This window comes from Kitasatospora sp. NPDC001225 (assembly GCF_053597855.1).
Map to the genome: position 1 here is coordinate 65,966 of NZ_JBSFJC010000025.1, position 16,949 is coordinate 82,914.

Here is a 16,949-nt window from a genome sequence, read left to right on the forward strand (position 1 = left end):
CGAGCGCGGCGGGCACGGACCTCTTCGGTCCGCCCGGTCAGTGAAGAGCGCGGACCATGACGGCGTACAGCGGAGCATCCTCGAACGGACGGTGCTCGCCGACCTTCTCGTACGCCCAGCGCTCGTACATGGCCTGGACACGAGGGTGGGTCACGTCGACATAGAGAACGGCCAGCGCCTCGTCCCGTCCGGACAACAGCGCCTCGTGCGTCTGCTCGGCAATTCCCAGCTTCCGCCAGTCGGGGCGCACCATGACCTCGGAGACGGCGAACGTCGACGCGTCGGCGGGCGGCGGCATGTGCTGACGCCACCACTCGCGGCCGTCCTCCTGCGGCGCACCGTAGGAATAGCCGACCGGCTCGTCGCCGTCGTAGGCCATGACGCAGCTGTAACCGGGCCGGGACGTCCAGTGCTTGGCGAACCACGGGAAGCGCTGGACGAAGGGGTCGTCGGCCTGGTCCCGGTAGGCATCCGCGTGGACGTCGATGAGCAACTGCGCATGGCCGGAGGGAAGACCGCCGGCCTGGTAGCGGCGGAGGGCTATCGTCACTGGGTTTCTCCCTGGGCGTGGACTCGGTCGGTCCACTCTCGCGTAACCGCCGAGGTCGGTGCCAGGGTGATCAGGCCGCGATGGAAGTCGCCGAGGAGGGTCAGCAGCCTCGGTGGCAGCGGGTCGTCACCCATCAACGTGTACACGTTGTTAGCTGTGGTGGTGGCCTGTTCGATCTCCCCCTGTCCAAGCTGGGCGAGTGCGAGGCGGGCCGTGGCGGAGGCGCGGTTGCGGCGAAACTGCGGGGGGATCCCGGCCAGGGCACGATGTGATGCGCTCTCGGACTCCGCGCTGTTGTCGAGGTGTTGGTGGACGACGGCACTCAGCGCGAACAGTTCGGCCGAGCCGTAGAAGTCGGTCCACGTGGGGCGCTCGCGGTCATCCACGCGGCTCAGCGCATCACGGGCGTGGCCGAGGCAGCGGAGGGCGGCCTGCCGGTCGCCCGTGGTGGAGTGGGCGATGGCGGCCCGAGCGTGTGCGAGAGAGGCGAGGAGCGGGTCGCGGCGGGCTGCCTGGGCGTTCTGGGCGGCCCAGGCCGCCGACAGGGCAGCCGCCGGTTTGTTGCGGTGGTAGCCCACCATGGAGAGGCAGTTGAAGACCCGCATTGTGGTGACGTGGTCGTTTCCGAGGCCGGCAAGGCGCAGAGCCGTCTCGAAATGCCGTTCGGCGTCGTCCAAGCGGCGGTCGTCGATGCACGAGAACGCGGCGGTGGCGGTGTAGTCGGCGGCGAGACTGTAGAGACGCCGCCGGACGCTGTCGCTGATCGTCCTGTCCACCTTGCCGAGTGCCTGATCGGAGCCGGCCAGAGCGGCTGTCTCAAGTGATCCGTGTCCTCCGCGGTGGTCATCGAGCGCGGTGAGGGTCCTGAGACTCTCCTTGAGCCGGTCGACGTCGGTGTGACCGACAGCCTGGCCGCGCGAGGCGATCATGGATGGGAGGGCGGCGGCGGCCGAAGCGGCGAGGAAGTCGCGACGGAGCACAGGTTCCTCCGAGGGCACTTGGGGCTGGGCAGTCCGGTGTGGGATGAAGCCGAGCTGCTCGGGTGTCCGCCTCAGCGCGCGTTCGAGCGCGGTGCGGATCCTGCCCTGAGGCCAACGGGACTGTCCGGAGAGCCAAGTGCCCACTGTCCTCACGGTGAGGGTCCCAGGGCACCCGAGGGCGACGAGTTCCTGGTTGACCAGGTGCGCGAGGTCGGCCCTTGTGAGCCCCAGATCCGCCATGACGGCGCGCAGTTCGGTGTTGCCCACCATGTGCCCAGCGTATCCCGATGGTCACTCAGGGCGTATGTCCATGTGCAAAGGGAAGGTCAGTTTTTCCTTCTGAGGGCGCCCTTGGCAGCCAGGTTTTTCACTCGCCATCGGCGTCGAGTCGGCGTTGAGTTGATGTCGGAAGCAACCGGGCGCACCTGGTGACTCACTGCGCGTTGCCGTCGAACGGGTGATGGAGGAGCAATGGGGTGGAAGATGATCGTCAGCCCGCTCAAGACCGCTCGCTTTCCGGTGCCCCTGGAGTGGGATGTCCCGCCGGACAGCGCGGCCGTGCCGCCGGCGCGGAGGCTGGTGATGGACATCGTCCGCTTCTGGGATGTGCCGCTCTCCGGGGAAGCACTGCAAGAGCTGGAGCTCTGTGCGAGCGAGGTGATCGCGAACGCGATGGAGCACTCGAAGGCACGCTGCACGGTGACCGTTCGCCGCGCGGGCGAGCGGCTGCGTGTTGAGGTCGCGGATTCCAACCCGGCGTTCGAACGCGGTGGAGCGGACCCGGAAGCGACCAGCGGACGTGGGCTGATCCTCGTCGAGGCGCTGGCTCATGCGTGGGGCTGGCATCCGGTGGAAGGGGTGGGCAAGGTCGTGTGGTTCGACTTCCTGGAATCCCACGAGGCGCGGTGCCCCACGTACGGGTGGGGCACCGCGCGCAACCTCTGCGCGCAGAGCTTGGTGGCGTGAGCCGTCCCGCTGAGAGTGATCTCGTCGTAGGTGAAGTGGTACGACTACTTCCTCTATGGCGGCAAGGGCCCGGCCCGGGATCGGCGGCGGTCGCCCGTAGCTGTTCGGGGGTGCTCAGCACCCGCATCGCCGAGCTGACCGAGGCCGGGCTGCTCGCCCCGCACGACGACGCCTACCGGCTCACGCCGCTCGGCGCCGACCTCGTCACCGCCCTCGGCCCGCTCACCGCCTGGAGCCACCGGTGGGCCGCCGAAACGGAGCCGCCCGGCGGTCGGCTCGGGTGAGCCGACCGCCGGGCGGTCCGGGGGCGTGGTCGTGCGGTCAGACGGTGGCGGCCTGCTCAGCGGCCTGCTCGGCAGGCTGCTCGTCGGCGCCGGAGGTGTTCTCCCGGGGGGTCGGGAGCGCGGCCATGATCACGCCGGAGATCACGATGGTCGCCGCCCAGGCGAGCCCGTACTTGCCGACGAAGGTGCCGGAGAACGGGCCGGCGAACCAGTCGCACTTGGTGAAGGCGAGCCCGGCCAGCAGCGCGAGCACCCAGGAGACCATCGCCTGCCAGCAGAAGCCGCCCGTGTACCAGTAGCGGCTCTTCCTGCTGGTGTCCATGAGCGCGGCGGCGTCGTAGCGCACCGCGCGCGAGCGGCGCCGGTACATGTCCACCGCGTAGACGCCGATCCAGGCCGAGAAGGAGACGGCGAGCAGGATCAGGAAGGTGATGAACGAGCCCAGGAAGCTCTTGGCGACCAGCATCAGCAGCAGGCCGCCGACCAGCGAGATCACGGCGTTGATGCTGACGGCCATGGCGCGCGGCAGCTTCACGCCCATGGTCTGCGCGGTGAAGCCGGCCGAGTACATGGAGAGGCTGTTGATCAGCAGCATGCCCACGATCGCGGTCAGCAGGTAGGGCACGGCCAGCCAGGTCGGCAGCAGGTCGCCGAGGAAGGAGACCGGGTCCGCGGCCTCGGCCAGGCCGGGCGAGGCCACCGCCATCACGGCGCCCATCAGCACCATCGGCACCATGACCAGGCCGGCGCCGGAGACCGTCACGCCGACGATCTTCCGGCCGGAGGCGGCGTGCGGCAGGTAGCGGGCGAAGTCCGGGCCGGTGGGGACCCAGCTGATGCCGCCGGCCGCGATGGTGCCGATGCCGGCGATCATCATCGCGGTGGTGCCCGCGGGCTTGGAGAAGACCTCGCTCCAGTTCATGGTCGCGACCAGGTAGCCCAGCACGAGCACGCTGAAGACCCCGAAGAGGTACGTCGACCAGGTGTTGCAGACGTTCAGCGCCTTCCGGCCCATGCCGGAGACCAGGAAGGTGCAGGCGACGAAGGCGAAGAGCGTGATCACGATCAGCGCGGTGTTGCTCTTGACGCCGAAGACCAGGTCGAGGACGGTCAGCACGGCGTAGGCGCCGGTGACGGCGTTGATCGTCTCCCAGCCGAACCGGGCGATCCAGAGGATCGCGCCGGGGAAGAGGTTGCCGCGCACCCCGAAGGTGGCCCGGGAGAGGGTCGCGCCCGGGGCTCCGCCCCACTTCCCGGAGACCGACAGCACGCCGACCATGCCGAACGAGATGAGGGCGGCGCACGCGGCGACGACCAGGACCTGCCAGAAGTTCAAGTGGTTGAACACCACCAGGGCCGCACCCATGGTGAGGAGCAGGACGCTGATGTTCGCCGCGACCCAGGTCGGGAAGAGCTCGCGGACTCTGCCCCGGCGCTCGTGGTCGGGGACAGGCTCAATGCCGCGGGTCTCGATCGCGCCGTCGTTGGCGTCGGTGGACGGATTGTCCATGAGGGTGGCTCCGTGCGTGTGAAGCGGGAGGTAAATCGGTCAAATAAGATATTTGTGGAACTCTTCGCGCGTAGCGGGAGTCGAATCATCCTACTTTGTTCTGGACGCAGAGCGGTTGGCGCGGGTGCTCGCCGGCGGCGGTCGGCGCACCCGCCTCCCGGCCCCGCGGCCGGTCCGCCCGGAAAACCCTGCGACCGCGGGGGCGGGCGGCCTGTTGAATGGCCCGCATGTCCAGTGCACCGCACAGCCCGGCCGAAGCCGTCGACCACCTCCTCGCTGAGCTCGCCCCGCTCGCCCACCCCGCCCGGATGCGGCGCCTCGCCGCCTGGACGAAGGAACGGGCAGCGGAGGGACCGAACGAGGGCGACGGACCGGAGCGGTTCGGCCCGCTGCTGGCGGAACTCGACAAGCGCGGCGCCTACGGCCGAGGGCTGGCCGGAGTCGCCGCCACGATCGCCGGGGACGGCGCCTTCGTCGCCGCGCGGCTCACCGATCCCGACCCGGCGGTCAGCCGCCAGGCCCTGAAGGCCGCACTCCACCTGCCGGTCGCGGACGAGCTGCTGGCCGCGGCGATGGCCGACGCGCCCGCCGTCCTGCGCCACCGGCTCACCACCTTGATCGTCGCCCGCGGGCGCACCGCGCTGGCGGAGCGGCTGCTGCTCCCCGTCCGGCAGGCGTGGGGGGACGCGGCGGCGGCCCGGCTGCTGCCGGGCTGCGGGCCCGAGACCGTCGCCCGGAACCTGCCCGGGCTGTTCCTCGCCGTGACGCACTGGAACACCCTGGCCCGCCGCCACCCCGACCTGCTGCTGGACGAGGTGGCCCGCCAGCTCGCCGAACTGCCCGAGCCGGCCCGCCCCGCCTGGTGGCAGCGCAACGCGGACGTCCTGGCGGCCGCCGCCGGACACCGACCGGAGCGGGTGCTGGACCTGCTGGAACGCCACTGCCCCACGTGGTTGCCGCAGCCGGTGCAGGGGTGCCTGGGCCGGTTGCTGACCGCCGCGCCCGGCCGGACCATCCGGTTGATCACGCCGCCCGAACGCGCCGCCACCGCGTCGATCTCCCGCAGCGCGCTGACCCGGGTCGCCCGGCTCGACCCGCCCGAGCTGCCGGACCTCGGCCGGGCCTGGAGCACCGCCCCGATCTGGCTCGCCCGGCTGCTGCGCGCCCTGCCGCCGTCCCGGCGCGAGGCGTTCTACGACCTCGTCACCGCGGACCGGGACCTCGGCCGCAGCGAGCTGTCCGGGGCCGTGCTCGACGCGCTGCCCCGCCGACGGGCGCAGGCCGAGGCCCGGCGGATGGCCGCGCAGGCCGCCGAGCGCGGCGCCGCGTGGTCGGTCGTGCTGGCCCACGTCGCCCACCTGCCGGTGGCCGAGGCCCGGCCGCGGCTGCTCGCCGCCACCCGGCGGCCGGCCGCGGAGGACCGGGCGCTGGCCTACCCGCTGCTGGTCCGCAACGCGGCCCGGTCGGGCGAGCCGGCCGCCGTCGGCGAACTCCTCGACGACCTGCTGCGGCTGCGCAACGAGCAGGATCCGGTCCGCTCCCCGGCCCTGGTCGCGCTGGCCGAGGTCCCGCCCGCGCTCTTCCGGGGGGAGGCGGCGGCCGCCGCCCTTGGCCGGATCGTCACCGACGCCGTCGAGGCCCGGGACACCTCCTGGCAGACCCGCGGAGCGCTCTCGCAACTCGCCCTCGCCGTCCTGCGGGAGCACGCGGTGAGCGGTGAACAGCCGCTGCTGGGCTGGGCCCTGGCCGCCCTGCGGCAGCTCTCCGGGATACTCGGCAGCGTTCCGCTGGGCCGACTGGACACCGTGCTCCGGCGCGGACAGGAGGCACAGGTCTTCGAGGCGCTGCGCCCGTGGCTGGCGGCCGGTGCGGACCGGGTCGACCACACGCTGACCTTCGCCCTGGCCGGAGCCCTGGGCCGGCGTGCCCACCACCTGCCCGAACTGCAGGAACTCCTCTGGGAGGCCATCCAGTTCGGCGACAACGCGACCTTCATCCAGGCCGTCCGGCACTGGCTCGCGGACCCGGCCACCCGCGGCGAACGGGTGGCACGGGTGCTGGAGCTGGAACCGTCGGCCGCCGTCCTGCCGCCGGTGCTCCGGGTGCTGGCCCGCGGGCGCACCGACCTGCTGGACACCGTTCTCGCCGACACCCCGCCGTACGGGCGCTTCCTGGCGGCGGGGACGCGCTGGCTGCCGCCGGTCGACGGGATCGAGGGCTGGACACCCACCCAACAGGCCGCCGCCGCACGCCTGTTGGCGGCAGCCGCGGCCGACGCCTCGCTGCCCCGGCAGGTACGGGCCGGACACCTGCGCACCGTGGTGGCGGTCCCCGAGCGCGGCTTCGCCACCGTCCGGCCGTACGTCGACTCCCCGGACACCGTGCTCGCCGAGGCCGCGCTCGGAGCCCTGATCTGGACCGACCGGCCCGCCGAGGCACTGCCCCTGCTGCTCGCCCAGGCCGGGAACGACCGGGCGCGGGTCGCGCTGTACGCGGCCGGGCGGGCCGCCGGGTTCGTCGCGCCGTCGCGACTGGCGGACATGCTGCGGGCGGTGCTGCTGCCGGCGGCGGACGGGGCCGCGGAAGCCGGCGGCGGGGTGGCCGGCGGCGGTGGGGCGAAGGTCACCAGCCGGAAGGAGCTGGTGCGGCTGGCCGCCCGGCTGCTGCCGGTGGACACCGCAGGCGCACTCCTCGCCGAGGCCCACGACCTGCCCGGCCAGCACCGCGACGTCCGGGCGGCGGTCGTGGCCGCCACCGTCGACCTGCTCCCCGCACCCGCGGCCTGGCGGCTGCTCGAAGACGCCGCGACGGGCGCCCCCGTGGCCCGGTCCGCCGTGCTGCGCACCCGGCCGCTGGACCTGCCGACCACCGACCGCCCCCGCTACGCCGCGCTGGTGGCCCGGGTGGCGAGCGGCGACGACCCGCACACCGCCCAGGTCGCGCTCGACCTGCTGGCCGCTTGGTCGCCCTGGTACCCCGAAGCGGAGGAGCTGCTGCTGGCGGGCACCGTCGACCTCGCCAACCGCTCCTCCTGGCGGGCCGCCGCAGCCGGCCTGGCCGCGCTCGCCGTCGGCGGCACGGGCCGCCGGCTGACCGAGGCGCTGGCGCAGCTGCTGGCGAGCGAGGCATCGGCCGCGGGAGCCCCGGAGCGGGAGGACGGGGACGTGGACGGGGACGGTGGCAGCGGCGGACTGGACGCGGCCGCCGACCGGGACCGGCCGGCCCGGCAGCGGATCGACCACCTGGTCGCCCGGCTCGCCGCCGGCGCGGCCGACCGCCCGTCGGCGGAGGGCCTGAAGGCGGTCGGCGAGGCAGCCGAACTCCTCTCCACCGAACCTGACTTCATACCCAAGGCCGTCCAACTCCTGACCGCCACCCTGGAGTTCGACACCGCCAAGGACCATCTCCTCGCCGAGCTGGACCGGTTGGCCGCCCTGCACAGTGACCGCCCGGTGCTGGCCGCCCGCACGGCCGAGGCCCTGCGGAGCCGGCTCAACATGCCTCGCCGCCCGGGCGACCCGGCGGTCCTGCACACCGTGACCGAACGGCTCGCAGCCCACGGCGGCCACACCCAAGGCCTGTTCGCGGTCGGCCTCGCCCACGCCCTGGGCCCGCGCACCGGCTGGCGCTCGCAGTGGCGAGCACTGCTCCGCACCCTGCGCCGCCACCCACAGCCGGACGTCCGGGAGGCGGCCCTGGCGGTACGGACGGCGACGGAGTAGGAGAGCGGGGGAGCGGGGCCGGTAGGGGCGCGGCGGTCAGTCGTCGCGTCCGGCGGCCTGTTCGTAGAGCGCCACCAGGACGCCGTGCACCGGCTCGCCGGGCGGGGCCTCGGCGGCCTCGGCGACCAGGGCCTGGAGGGTGGCGCCGAGGCGCGCGGCCTGGTCGGCGGTCAGCCGCAGGTGCCGCAGGACCAGCACCGGCTCCTGCGGGGCGTCGGCGCACTCCTCGGCCACCGCCTTGAGCAGGGCGGTGGTCGGCCCGGCGTCGCGTCCGGCACCACGCTCCGTGACGGCGATCCGGCGGGTGGTGCGCTGGTAGAGGTGCTCGCTGCCGCCGCGCACCTTCCGGGTCTCCACGATGCGGACGACGCCGGCCTCCTGCAGCACCTTGAGGTGGTGCGCCACCGTGCCCTTGCGGCTGTCCAGCAGCGCCGCCAGTCGGCCGACCGTGGCGGGCTGCCCGCCGAGTGCCAGCAGCAGCCGTTGGCGCAGCGGGTGGGAGAGCGCCTTGTACTGCTGCGGGCTCTCGATGGTCAGCTCGTGGTCCTCGGGCTGGTGGTCCTCGGGTTGGTGGCCCTCCGGCTGGGGGTCGTGGGGCTCGTGCTCCTGGGGCCGGTCTTCCCGCTGCTGGTCGTCCATGCGTAAAGCGTCCAATGTTCTTGACGCTTTCGCAAGCCGCGTGCTCTACTCGTCGCGACCTGACCGATCATCACCAGCGGGGGACAGCAGATGGCGCAGCTCCAGTCGGCCGAGATCACCGGGATCGTCACCGAGGTGAGCCGGCTCACGGCCGGGCTCTACGTCTTCCCCGAGATCGGCGAGCGGATCGCCCGGGGCCTCGACGACGCGCTGTCCCGGGGCCGCTACCACCGGGCCGGCGACCCCGAGACGCTCGGCCGGCTGGTCACCGAGGACCTCCAGTCCGTCAACGGCGACGGCCACCTGCGGCTCAAGTTCCACCCGCACGCGATCCCGACGGAGCAGGAGGACGGCGCCGTCCTCGCCGAACTGGCGCGGGCCGCCGACCTCTCGCTCGGCGGCGTACCCCGGATCGAGCGGCTGGAGGGCGGCGTCGCCCTGCTGAAGCTCGCGCCGATCCTCTTCCCGCTCGACATGACCGGCGACTCGCTGAACGCCGCGCTTGGCCTGGTCGCGCGGGCCGAGGCCCTGGTCCTGGACCTGCGCGAGTGCGTCGGCGGCGACCCGTACACGGTCGCCCACATCTGCGGCCACCTCTTCGACGGCCCGACCCACCTCAGCACGATCTACGACCGCGAGGAGGACGCCGAACGGCAGTTCTGGAGCCCCGCGCCGGCACCCGGCCCGCGCTTCGGCGGCAGCAAGCCGCTCTACGTGCTGATCAGCGGGGCCACCTTCTCGGGCGGCGAGGCGCTCGCGTACGACCTCCAGCAGCGCGGCCGCGCCGTGGTGGTCGGCGAGGCCTCCGGCGGCGGCGCCAACCCCCGCCGGGGCTTCACGCTCCACCCCCACCTGGAGGCCACCATCCCGACCGCCCGCTCGATCAACCCGGTGTCCGGCGGCAACTGGGAGGGCACCGGCGTCATCCCGGACACCGCCACCGACCCGGCCCGGGCCCACGAGACGGCCCACCGCGCCGCACTGGCCGACATCGCCCGGCTCGGCGGCGACACCCCGTCGGCCGAGGAGGCCCGACAGGCCCTCCACGGCCGGGCGGACGACCACCCCACGCCGCCGGACGCCCGGCTCTGACCTCCGGCCCTGGCATCGGGCGCTGCGCCGGTTCTGCGTCCCGGGAGTGGTTCAGTGCCCGGGGTTGGCCCCGCACGCGGCCGTGGTGAGGAAGGCCGTCACCGCGGACTTGGCGGCGCGCGGGTCGGAGCGGTCGTACGGGTTGTGGGAGAGCACCAGTTGGCGTCGGCCGTCGGCGGTGCCGGCGACCATCGTCGAGTAGCCGGGGAGGTCTCCGCTGTGACCCCAGAACACGCCGCAGGGAGTGTCGAACCGGGCCAGCCCCAGCCCGTATCCGCGTCCTGGGCCGGCGTCCGTCGTCCTGGTCATCTCGGCGAGTTCGGCGGGCCGCAGCAGCCGGCCGTCCAGCAGGGCGGCGATGAAGCGGTTGAGGTCGGCGGTGCCGGAGATGCCCTGCCCGGCGGCGCCCATGACGGACGGGTTGAGTTCGGTGACGTCCACCGGCCCGGTCGAGAGCTTCACATAGCCGTGCGCGTGGGGGCCGGGCAGCCGGACGGAGCGGCCGGGCATGCCGGTGTCGCGCAGTCCCAACGGCTGGATGATCCTCCGGTCGACCTCCTGTTGCCAGGGGTGGCCGGTGACCTTCTCGACGAGCAGGCCGGCGAGCAGGTAGTTGGTGTTGGAGTAGTGCCAGCCCTCTCCCGGCGGGAAGTACGGAGCGTTGCGGTTGGCCAGTGCGAGCAGGTCGGCCGGCTGGTAGGTCTGCCAGCGCGGTCCCGCCAGCCAGTCGAGGTACTGGGACTCGTCCTGGGGATCCAGGCCGGGCGCATCGGTGTAGTTGTACAACCCGCTGGTGTGGTCGAGGAGCTGGCGGACGGTGATGGCCGAGCCGTTCGGGACCGCGCCGGGCAGGTGACGGTCGATCGGGTCGTCCAGGCCGATGCGCCGCTCGGCGGAGAGCTGGAGCAGGACGGTGGCGACGAAGGTCTTGGTGACGCTGCCGATCCTGAACCGGGCGTGCTCGGGTACCGGCGTGCCGGTGGCCAGGTCGGCCGCGCCGGCCCGCCCGCGCCAGATGGTCCGCCCGTCCTGCCGGACCTCGCCGACGGCTGCCGAGGAACCGGTGTCGACGATGCCCTGGAGCGTGGTGCGCAGTGCGGTGGCCTCGGCGCTTCCAGTCGCCAACGTTCCCTGCTCGCCCGCTGGTTGGGCATCGACCGGCAGGCGGCCGGGGGGTGCGGCGAAGCTCGCGGTGGCACCGGCGCCGAGCAGGGTGGCGGCGGCCAGGAGCGCGGCCGCCGAGCGGAGGCCGCGCCTCAGGGCGCGCGGAGGTGTCGTCACGTCGGGCATGGGCTGCGTCCCTTCCGGGGCAGGCGCGCATCGCCGCCCCCGTACCGAGCGTGCCGGAGGGGTTCCCGCCCGGGCATCCACCGGAGGTGCCGCGCCGTGTCCTCCCTGGGACTGGTCGGGCCAGTTGGGCGTCGCCCTGCGGGCTGAGCCGGTCCCACGCCGCGGCCCGCCCCCGGAGCGGGACTAGAGTAGGACGGTGATCGCTCTGTCGGACAACCTGCCGATCAACGACGTTGAACGCGACCATGCCGTGGAGCGCCTGCAAGAGGCGTTCACCGAAGGGCACATCTCGCGCGAGGAGATGGACGACCGTCTCCACCAGGTGCTCACCGCGAAGACGCGTTCCGACCTCGCGCCGCCCCTGGCCTCGCTCCCCGAGCCGGACCAGGGAGCGGTCCCGACCATCGCCGCCGTCAGCGGGCGCCTGGTGCGCCGCGGCCCCTGGCGGGTTCCGCGCAGCTTTCAGGTGGCGTCGGCCTTCGGGCGGGTGCACTTGGACCTGTCGGAGGCGGTCATCGAACATCCGGTGATCGACATCGAGTTGGGGCTCGGTACCGGCAGTGCGAAGATCACCGTCCCGCGCGACGCCGTCGTCGACATCGACGGCCTCCAGGGAGGCTGGAAGGACGTGCGCTACACGCCTCCCCGCCGTTCCTCCGTGGGCAACCCGACGATACGGATCACCGGGACCACCGGCTTCGGCCGTCTGAAGATCCGGCACGCCCGCAGCTGAGCGGTGTTGTCGTCGAGGTCGGTGGTCCTTACGGCTGGACCGAGGGGCTCGGCCGTTCCGCCGCGGACAGCACGTGCCGCAGGATGGTGAGCAACTCGCCTTCTCCGGCGGGTGGTTGCCGCGCCCGCCAGGCGATGTGGCCGTCCGGGCGGACGAGGGCGGCGCCGCCGGTGGTGGCGGGAAGGCCGGTGGCGCGGGCCCAGTCGGGGGGCGCCAGGGTGTGTACGGTGACCGGCAGTCCCGCCGCTGTCGCGGTGTCCGCCTGGTGCTGCCAGCCGGCGTCCTCCGTGGCCGTGGTGAACAGGGTGAAGCCCGGCCCGACCAGGTCGAGGGTGGATGTGGCTGCGGCCCCGGGCGGGCCGGGGAGGCGGAGGTGGGGGAGGCGGGTGCCGGGCGTGCCGTCGGGGTGTTCGCGGTCCGGGTCCAGGGGTGGCCGTTCCGGGGCTGTCGGGTCTGCGAGGACCGCCGTCGAGCGGTAGGCGGCGGTGAGCAGCAGCTCGTCGTCGATCCGGTACCCGGCGCGGGCACGGGAGTTGGCGAGCGAGATGTCGATGACCTGCCGGGCCACCGGGCGCCGCTCGGCCTCGTAGGTGTCCAGCAGGGCCTCGCCGGCCGTCCCGGCGGTGACCGCCGCGAGCTTCCAGGCGAGGTTGTCCGCGTCGCCGATGCCGGTGTTCATGCCGTGCCCGCCGGTCGGCGGCACCACGTGGGCGGCGTCGCCCGCGAGCAGCACCCGTGCGCGGCGGTAGGCCCCGGCGAGGCGGGCGTCCATCCGCCAGGTCATCGTGTCCTGGACGGTGACGGCCAGCCCGGGCAGTCCGGCGGCCTCCCGGACCAGCCGGGCGAGTGCCCGGTGGTCGCTCAACAGGTCGTCGATGCCCGGGAGTTCGGGGTCGTACGGGTACTGGTAGATCCACCGGCGGTCGTTGTCGACGGCCAGGAAGCCGCCGCGGCCCGGTTCGGTGAGGAAGTACGAGGCGCTGGCGCGGTCGGCCACCACCTCGCCGAGCGGTGCCTCGAAGCGGATGCTGAGGAAGTGGCCGAGGCCGGTCGGCCCCGCCATCTCGATGCCGGCCGCCGTGCGGACGGTGCTCGACGCACCGTCGCAGCCGACCAGCCAGTCGGCGCGCACGGTGTGGCGCTCGCCGGTGGTGCGGTGCTCCAGCAGGGCCTGGACGTGTCCGTCCCGTGGGGTGAGGGAGAGCAGACGGGTGGCGAACCGGACGCCGTCCGGGGCGAGTTGGCGGGCCCGTCGGAGCAGGACGGCCTCCAGGGCGTCCTGTGAGCAGATCAGCCCGGGCGTAGGGGTGCGCTCGGCGTCCTCCGCCGTGCCGGCCGCCACGCCGGTGCGGACGAAGTCCGGGTCGACCAGGCTGCGGCCCCGGTAGAAGAACACCTGCGAGGCCGGGAGCCCGGCCCGCCGGACCTCCTCCTCCAGTCCGCACCGCCGGAAGACCTCCATCGAACGCGCCGACACCCCACGGGCCTTGGGGTGGCGCGAGGTGTCCGGGTGCGCCTCGACCAGCAGGTGCGGCACGCCGTGGCCGGACAGCAGGACGGACAGGGTCAGGCCGACCGGTCCGCCACCGACGATGAGCACGGGTGTGGTCCCGGGGTATCGCATGCCACCACTCCTCAGTAACGCCTACTGGGTCATTTTGACGTTACCATGGTCCGGACGGCACCCTCCCAGACCCCGCGAGGCCACCCCCATGGCGCAGTCCCAGTCCCAGCCTCAACCCCAACCCCAGTCCCGGCCCCAGGACGGCGACGACGGCAACCCCCGCGGCCTCCACTTCCTCACCGACCTCGCGAACACTGTCCGCGAAGACCCCGACACGGGCGCCGTCGGACTCCAGGCCCTCCTGGACCGCCACGGCGGCCCGCCCTTCCGGCTCACCGACGCCGACGCCCGCGAACTGCGCCAGGCCACCGCCGAGGTGACCGCCGTCCTCGAAACCGACGACCCGGACCACGCCGCCGACCTGATCAACACCCTGCTCGACCGCCACCCGCCCCGCCCCCGCCTGGTCCGCCTCCCCGGCCGGCCCTGGTCCCTGCACACCCGCGCCCCCGCCGACGCCGGCCTCACCCACTGGCTGCTCTCCACCGCCGCCCTTGCCCTCGGCCTGTGGCTCAGCGAACGCGGCACCTGCGCCTGGGGCCGCTGTGCCGCCCCGGGCTGCGGACGCTTCTTCATCGACACCGGCCGCCGCACCCCACAGCGCTACTGCACCCCCCGCTGCGCCACCCGCGTCCGCGTCGCCGCCCACCGCGCCCAGAAGAGCTAGAGGACTGGTGGTGACCGCAGGGGTCTACGCTGCCGCCGGAGGGCCCCTGGAGGGTGGCCCGCACAGAGCGAAAGTGAGGGCCGCCATGGCCGGGCGACACCGCCGCCCCCCGCAGCCGGAGCTGCCGCCGGACTCGGACGGCCGGCTCCGGGCCATCGCCGAGCAGCGGGCGGTCGTCGAGGACGGCATCGCCGTGTTCGACGGCTCGGGCGTCCCGTACCTGTACCGCACCGTGTACGAGCCGGACGGCACCGTGCGGCAGACCCTCGTCAGGATCGATACCGGGCCCCTGTGACCGGCCTGCCCCGCCGGGAGGCGTCAGCGGAACGGCCCGCCCGGAGACCCGCTCACCGTCGGCCCCGGTGGCTGTCCGGCGCCCGACTGGCGAACCTCGGGTCGAGGTTCGCGCACGTGGACGACCGTCCGACCTCACCCCCATGGTGCGGGACGTACCCCTTGGGGCGCCCGTACCACCCCGGTGCCGCAGGGGTGGACCGCCGCCGCTCGTGGCCGACTCCGTCGTTGACGACGGTCGTTCGAATACGTCACGCTCGGTGGAACGCCGAGGGCGGGTGCCGGTCGTGCCGCGCTCCGCGCGCCGCCGCCGATGTCCTGCTGCCCCGCCGCCCCGGCCTCCGGATGCCCACCGTGAACCCCGTGTGGAGGTACCGCCATGTCCAAGCGCCGTCTCGCCGTCCACGGAGCCGCCGTCGCCGCTCTGACCCTCGCCGCCGTGCTGCTCCCGGCCGTCGGCGCCCACGCCGCGCCGCCCGCCGACTCGTGCACCCAGAACTGGAGCATCAGCTCCGGCGAGGGCTACGCCAACGGCAAGTGGTGCAACTACAACACCAAGGTCGTCGGCACGGTGCACGACACCAAGGCGGACGGCCGCTGTCCGTACGTGCGCGGCACCCTCTCCAACGGCGGCCACGTCGACAGCGACTGGGCCGGCGGCAAGGGCAAGTCCCGCGCCATCACCCTCTACGCGCCCTCGGGCACCCACATCACCGGCCTCAGCATGCGCTACATCGGCTGCTGATCCCGACCGGGAGCGACCCCCCCGGCCCCCTCCGATCTCGGAGGGGGCCGACGTGCCACCACCGGCGACGGGTCCAGCGGAGCACCTATACGGAGGCCGACTCCCGGAGGTCCTCAGTCGGGACCCGACCGTCCCGCACGGTGATTGCGCGATCCTCCCGACACGTCCGTCACTTGTGCCACCTGTCAGGACCAGCAGGAGCCCGCCAGAGCGGACTCTGGCGGGCTCCTGGGACCGATCGGAAATCGAGCGTGCGGCGACGGCGGCTTCGAGCACGTTCCCCGAGCCTAGGCGGACAATCCGTCGCGCCCGGAGTTCGGGCGCATGGTCAGCAGCTCAACGGCCGTGCGTTCGAAGGGGGTTCGTCTCAGTCGAAGGGGCTCGTCGTCTCGACCCCGTTCTCGTACCACTTCACGCGGTCCCGCACCTCCTTGGGCGACTCCCTGATCATTTTCAGCTCCCAGGCCGTCCAGTGCCTTGAGGGGTCTGCGAGGTCGCCGAACTTCTCGGCCCACTCCCGGGCGTTCGCCTTCCCGATCTCGTCGAGGTTGAAGAAGATCTCGGTCTTCTTCCCCGGAGTGAGCGCCTCGCGGACGGTCTCCATCCAGTTCGTGCCCCTGGGGAAGTCGTGGTACGACTTCGCCTTGATGGCATCCGACTTGGCGAATGCGTCCAGAATGAGCTTGCCGTCGTCGTCCACGGTGACACCGAGGGCGAGCCGCTTCGGGCAGTAGTTCTTCGCGTTGTGGACCAGGACCGGCAGGTCGCCGGCCTGCACGTAGTACGTGTGGAGGTCGTCGACGGTGAGGTTGTAGGCGGGCTGGAGGGTGTTCCAGTGCCGGACGTCCTCGACGCGCTGGGGCCGGCCGGCCGGGTCGCGCAGTTCGTCGCCGGGCTTGAGGGCGGCGGCGTCGGTCCACTGCTTCCGGTTCTCGGACCAGAAGGGGTGGTGGTCGGTGCTGGTCAGGGACTTCCCGGCACCCAGGGAGATGTCCGTGAAGTCGCGGTCGTCCGGGGTGTAGATGGTGTCCGTGACCCGGCGGGGGCCGGTCAGTCCGGTGGTGGGGTCGGTGGCGAGGACCTCGTCGCCGATCCGGACCGTCTCGATGGCGCGGGTGGAGCCGTCGGCCATCAGGACGCGGGTGCCGGCCGGGAAGCTGTTCAGCAGGCACTCGGTGGGGAGCCTGGTGACGAGCTTCTGGATGAACTCGACGGCCTTCTCGCCCCAGGAACCGAACTTCTTGGCCCACTGGGCGAGCTTGGCGACGGCGGCGCCGTCGCCGATGAAGGGGATCGCGCCGATGCAGGAGGTGAGAGCCTCCGTGGTGCGGCCCTCGACGGCGTAGTAGGCGCAGTTGACGAGGTCGGCGATGTCGGCGAGGCCGGGGGCGATGACGCCGCCCGCGCCGCCGATGACGTCCAGGGTGAGGTGGACGCTCTCGGAGAAGAGGTGGTAGAGGTAGCTGACGTTGTCGCTGTCCTCCTTCGCCTTCTTGATCTCCTCCTCGATCCCGGCGATCGCGTCCTGCTTCTCCTTCTCGGCCTGGGCCTGCTTCTCGGCCTCCTTGCGCTCCGCCTCCAGCCTGGCGAGCCGGGCCTTCTCCTCGGCGTCCCGCTTCACCTCGTAGCTGGCGTGGGCCTCGTCGGCGGCGGTCTGGGCGGCCTGGGCGTCCTGGCCGGCCGCCTCGGCGGAGGCCCGGGCGGCGGACGCGAACGAGCTTGCTTCGGAAGCGGACCAGCGGGCCTGCCGGGCCGAACTCTCGGCCTGGTTGGCGGAGTAGACGGCCTTGGCGGCGTCGCGGTTGGCGGAGGCCTTGGCGGCGTTGGCGGTCTTCGCGGCCGCGGCGGCCTTG

At 73.1% G+C, this 16,949-nt stretch carries 15 protein-coding genes; 8 read left to right on the plus strand and 7 right to left on the minus strand.

All coding sequences use genetic code 11. The annotated features are described in order from the left end of the window. Window positions 1-37 precede the first annotated feature (37 nt). The gene (locus ACWDCZ_RS11540) at window positions 38-550 is read right to left on the minus strand and encodes a GNAT family N-acetyltransferase (protein WP_449815828.1); all 513 of its coding nucleotides are present in this window, start codon (window positions 548-550) and stop codon (window positions 38-40) included. Then, window positions 547-1,800: an XRE family transcriptional regulator gene (locus ACWDCZ_RS11545; protein ID WP_449815829.1), complete on the minus strand. Its 1,254-nt coding sequence runs from the start codon at window positions 1,798-1,800 to the stop codon at window positions 547-549. The genes ACWDCZ_RS11540 and ACWDCZ_RS11545 overlap by 4 nt, the downstream gene beginning before the upstream one ends. Window positions 1,801-2,001: 201 nt before the next feature. On the opposite strand from ACWDCZ_RS11545, the gene ACWDCZ_RS11550 reads away from it, so the two are divergent. Then, window positions 2,002-2,496 carry an ATP-binding protein gene (locus ACWDCZ_RS11550; protein ID WP_449815830.1) on the plus strand — a complete coding sequence of 165 codons (495 nt, stop codon included), beginning with the start codon at window positions 2,002-2,004 and terminating at the stop codon, window positions 2,494-2,496. A gap of 110 nt (window positions 2,497-2,606) precedes the next feature. After that, window positions 2,607-2,780: a winged helix-turn-helix transcriptional regulator gene (locus ACWDCZ_RS11555; RefSeq protein ID WP_375877262.1), complete on the plus strand. Its 174-nt coding sequence runs from the start codon at window positions 2,607-2,609 to the stop codon at window positions 2,778-2,780. A gap of 37 nt (window positions 2,781-2,817) precedes the next feature. Here the strand turns inward: ACWDCZ_RS11555 and ACWDCZ_RS11560 are convergent, their stop codons facing one another. After that, window positions 2,818-4,290 carry a purine-cytosine permease family protein gene (locus ACWDCZ_RS11560; RefSeq protein WP_449815831.1) on the minus strand — a complete coding sequence of 491 codons (1,473 nt, stop codon included), beginning with the start codon at window positions 4,288-4,290 and terminating at the stop codon, window positions 2,818-2,820. A 227-nt stretch (window positions 4,291-4,517) separates the two neighbouring features. Between ACWDCZ_RS11560 and ACWDCZ_RS11565 the strand changes: the two genes are divergently transcribed. Then, a complete protein-coding gene (locus tag ACWDCZ_RS11565; protein ID WP_449815832.1) occupies window positions 4,518-8,012 on the plus strand; it encodes a hypothetical protein in 3,495 nt (1,164 codons plus the stop codon). A 36-nt stretch (window positions 8,013-8,048) separates the two neighbouring features. Here the strand turns inward: ACWDCZ_RS11565 and ACWDCZ_RS11570 are convergent, their stop codons facing one another. Further along, window positions 8,049-8,651 carry an ArsR/SmtB family transcription factor gene (locus ACWDCZ_RS11570; RefSeq protein WP_449815833.1) on the minus strand — a complete coding sequence of 201 codons (603 nt, stop codon included), beginning with the start codon at window positions 8,649-8,651 and terminating at the stop codon, window positions 8,049-8,051. Window positions 8,652-8,741: 90 nt separating this feature from the next. Between ACWDCZ_RS11570 and ACWDCZ_RS11575 the strand changes: the two genes are divergently transcribed. Then, window positions 8,742-9,743, plus strand: coding sequence for a S41 family peptidase (locus ACWDCZ_RS11575; RefSeq protein WP_449815834.1), 1,002 nt, complete (start codon window positions 8,742-8,744; stop codon window positions 9,741-9,743). A gap of 51 nt (window positions 9,744-9,794) precedes the next feature. Here ACWDCZ_RS11575 and ACWDCZ_RS11580 read toward each other — a convergent pair whose 3' ends face one another. Further along, entirely contained in the window at window positions 9,795-11,033 is a 1,239-nt protein-coding gene (locus ACWDCZ_RS11580; RefSeq protein WP_449815835.1) for a serine hydrolase domain-containing protein, read from the minus strand. A 196-nt stretch (window positions 11,034-11,229) separates the two neighbouring features. Here ACWDCZ_RS11580 and ACWDCZ_RS11585 point away from each other — a divergent pair, with 196 nt between their 5' ends. Continuing rightward, window positions 11,230-11,766, plus strand: coding sequence for a DUF1707 SHOCT-like domain-containing protein (locus ACWDCZ_RS11585; protein ID WP_449815836.1), 537 nt, complete (start codon window positions 11,230-11,232; stop codon window positions 11,764-11,766). A gap of 28 nt (window positions 11,767-11,794) precedes the next feature. Here ACWDCZ_RS11585 and ACWDCZ_RS11590 read toward each other — a convergent pair whose 3' ends face one another. Next, window positions 11,795-13,390 (minus strand): FAD-dependent monooxygenase, encoded by a 1,596-nt coding sequence (locus ACWDCZ_RS11590; protein WP_449815837.1) that lies wholly within the window; start codon window positions 13,388-13,390, stop codon window positions 11,795-11,797. Window positions 13,391-13,478: 88 nt separating this feature from the next. Between ACWDCZ_RS11590 and ACWDCZ_RS11595 the strand changes: the two genes are divergently transcribed. From ACWDCZ_RS11595 to ACWDCZ_RS11605, 3 genes are all read left to right on the plus strand, one after another. Continuing rightward, on the plus strand, window positions 13,479-14,057 hold the full coding sequence (locus tag ACWDCZ_RS11595) for a CGNR zinc finger domain-containing protein (protein WP_449815838.1): 579 nt from the start codon (window positions 13,479-13,481) through the stop codon (window positions 14,055-14,057). Window positions 14,058-14,142: 85 nt separating this feature from the next. After that, window positions 14,143-14,352, plus strand: coding sequence for a hypothetical protein (locus ACWDCZ_RS11600; protein ID WP_117486873.1), 210 nt, complete (start codon window positions 14,143-14,145; stop codon window positions 14,350-14,352). Window positions 14,353-14,730: 378 nt separating this feature from the next. After that, window positions 14,731-15,096: a hypothetical protein gene (locus ACWDCZ_RS11605; protein ID WP_449815839.1), complete on the plus strand. Its 366-nt coding sequence runs from the start codon at window positions 14,731-14,733 to the stop codon at window positions 15,094-15,096. Between the two features lie 367 nt (window positions 15,097-15,463). Here the strand turns inward: ACWDCZ_RS11605 and ACWDCZ_RS11610 are convergent. After that, a partial coding sequence (locus ACWDCZ_RS11610; RefSeq protein ID WP_449815840.1) for a polymorphic toxin-type HINT domain-containing protein occupies window positions 15,464-16,949 on the minus strand: 1,486 nt, incomplete at its 5' end.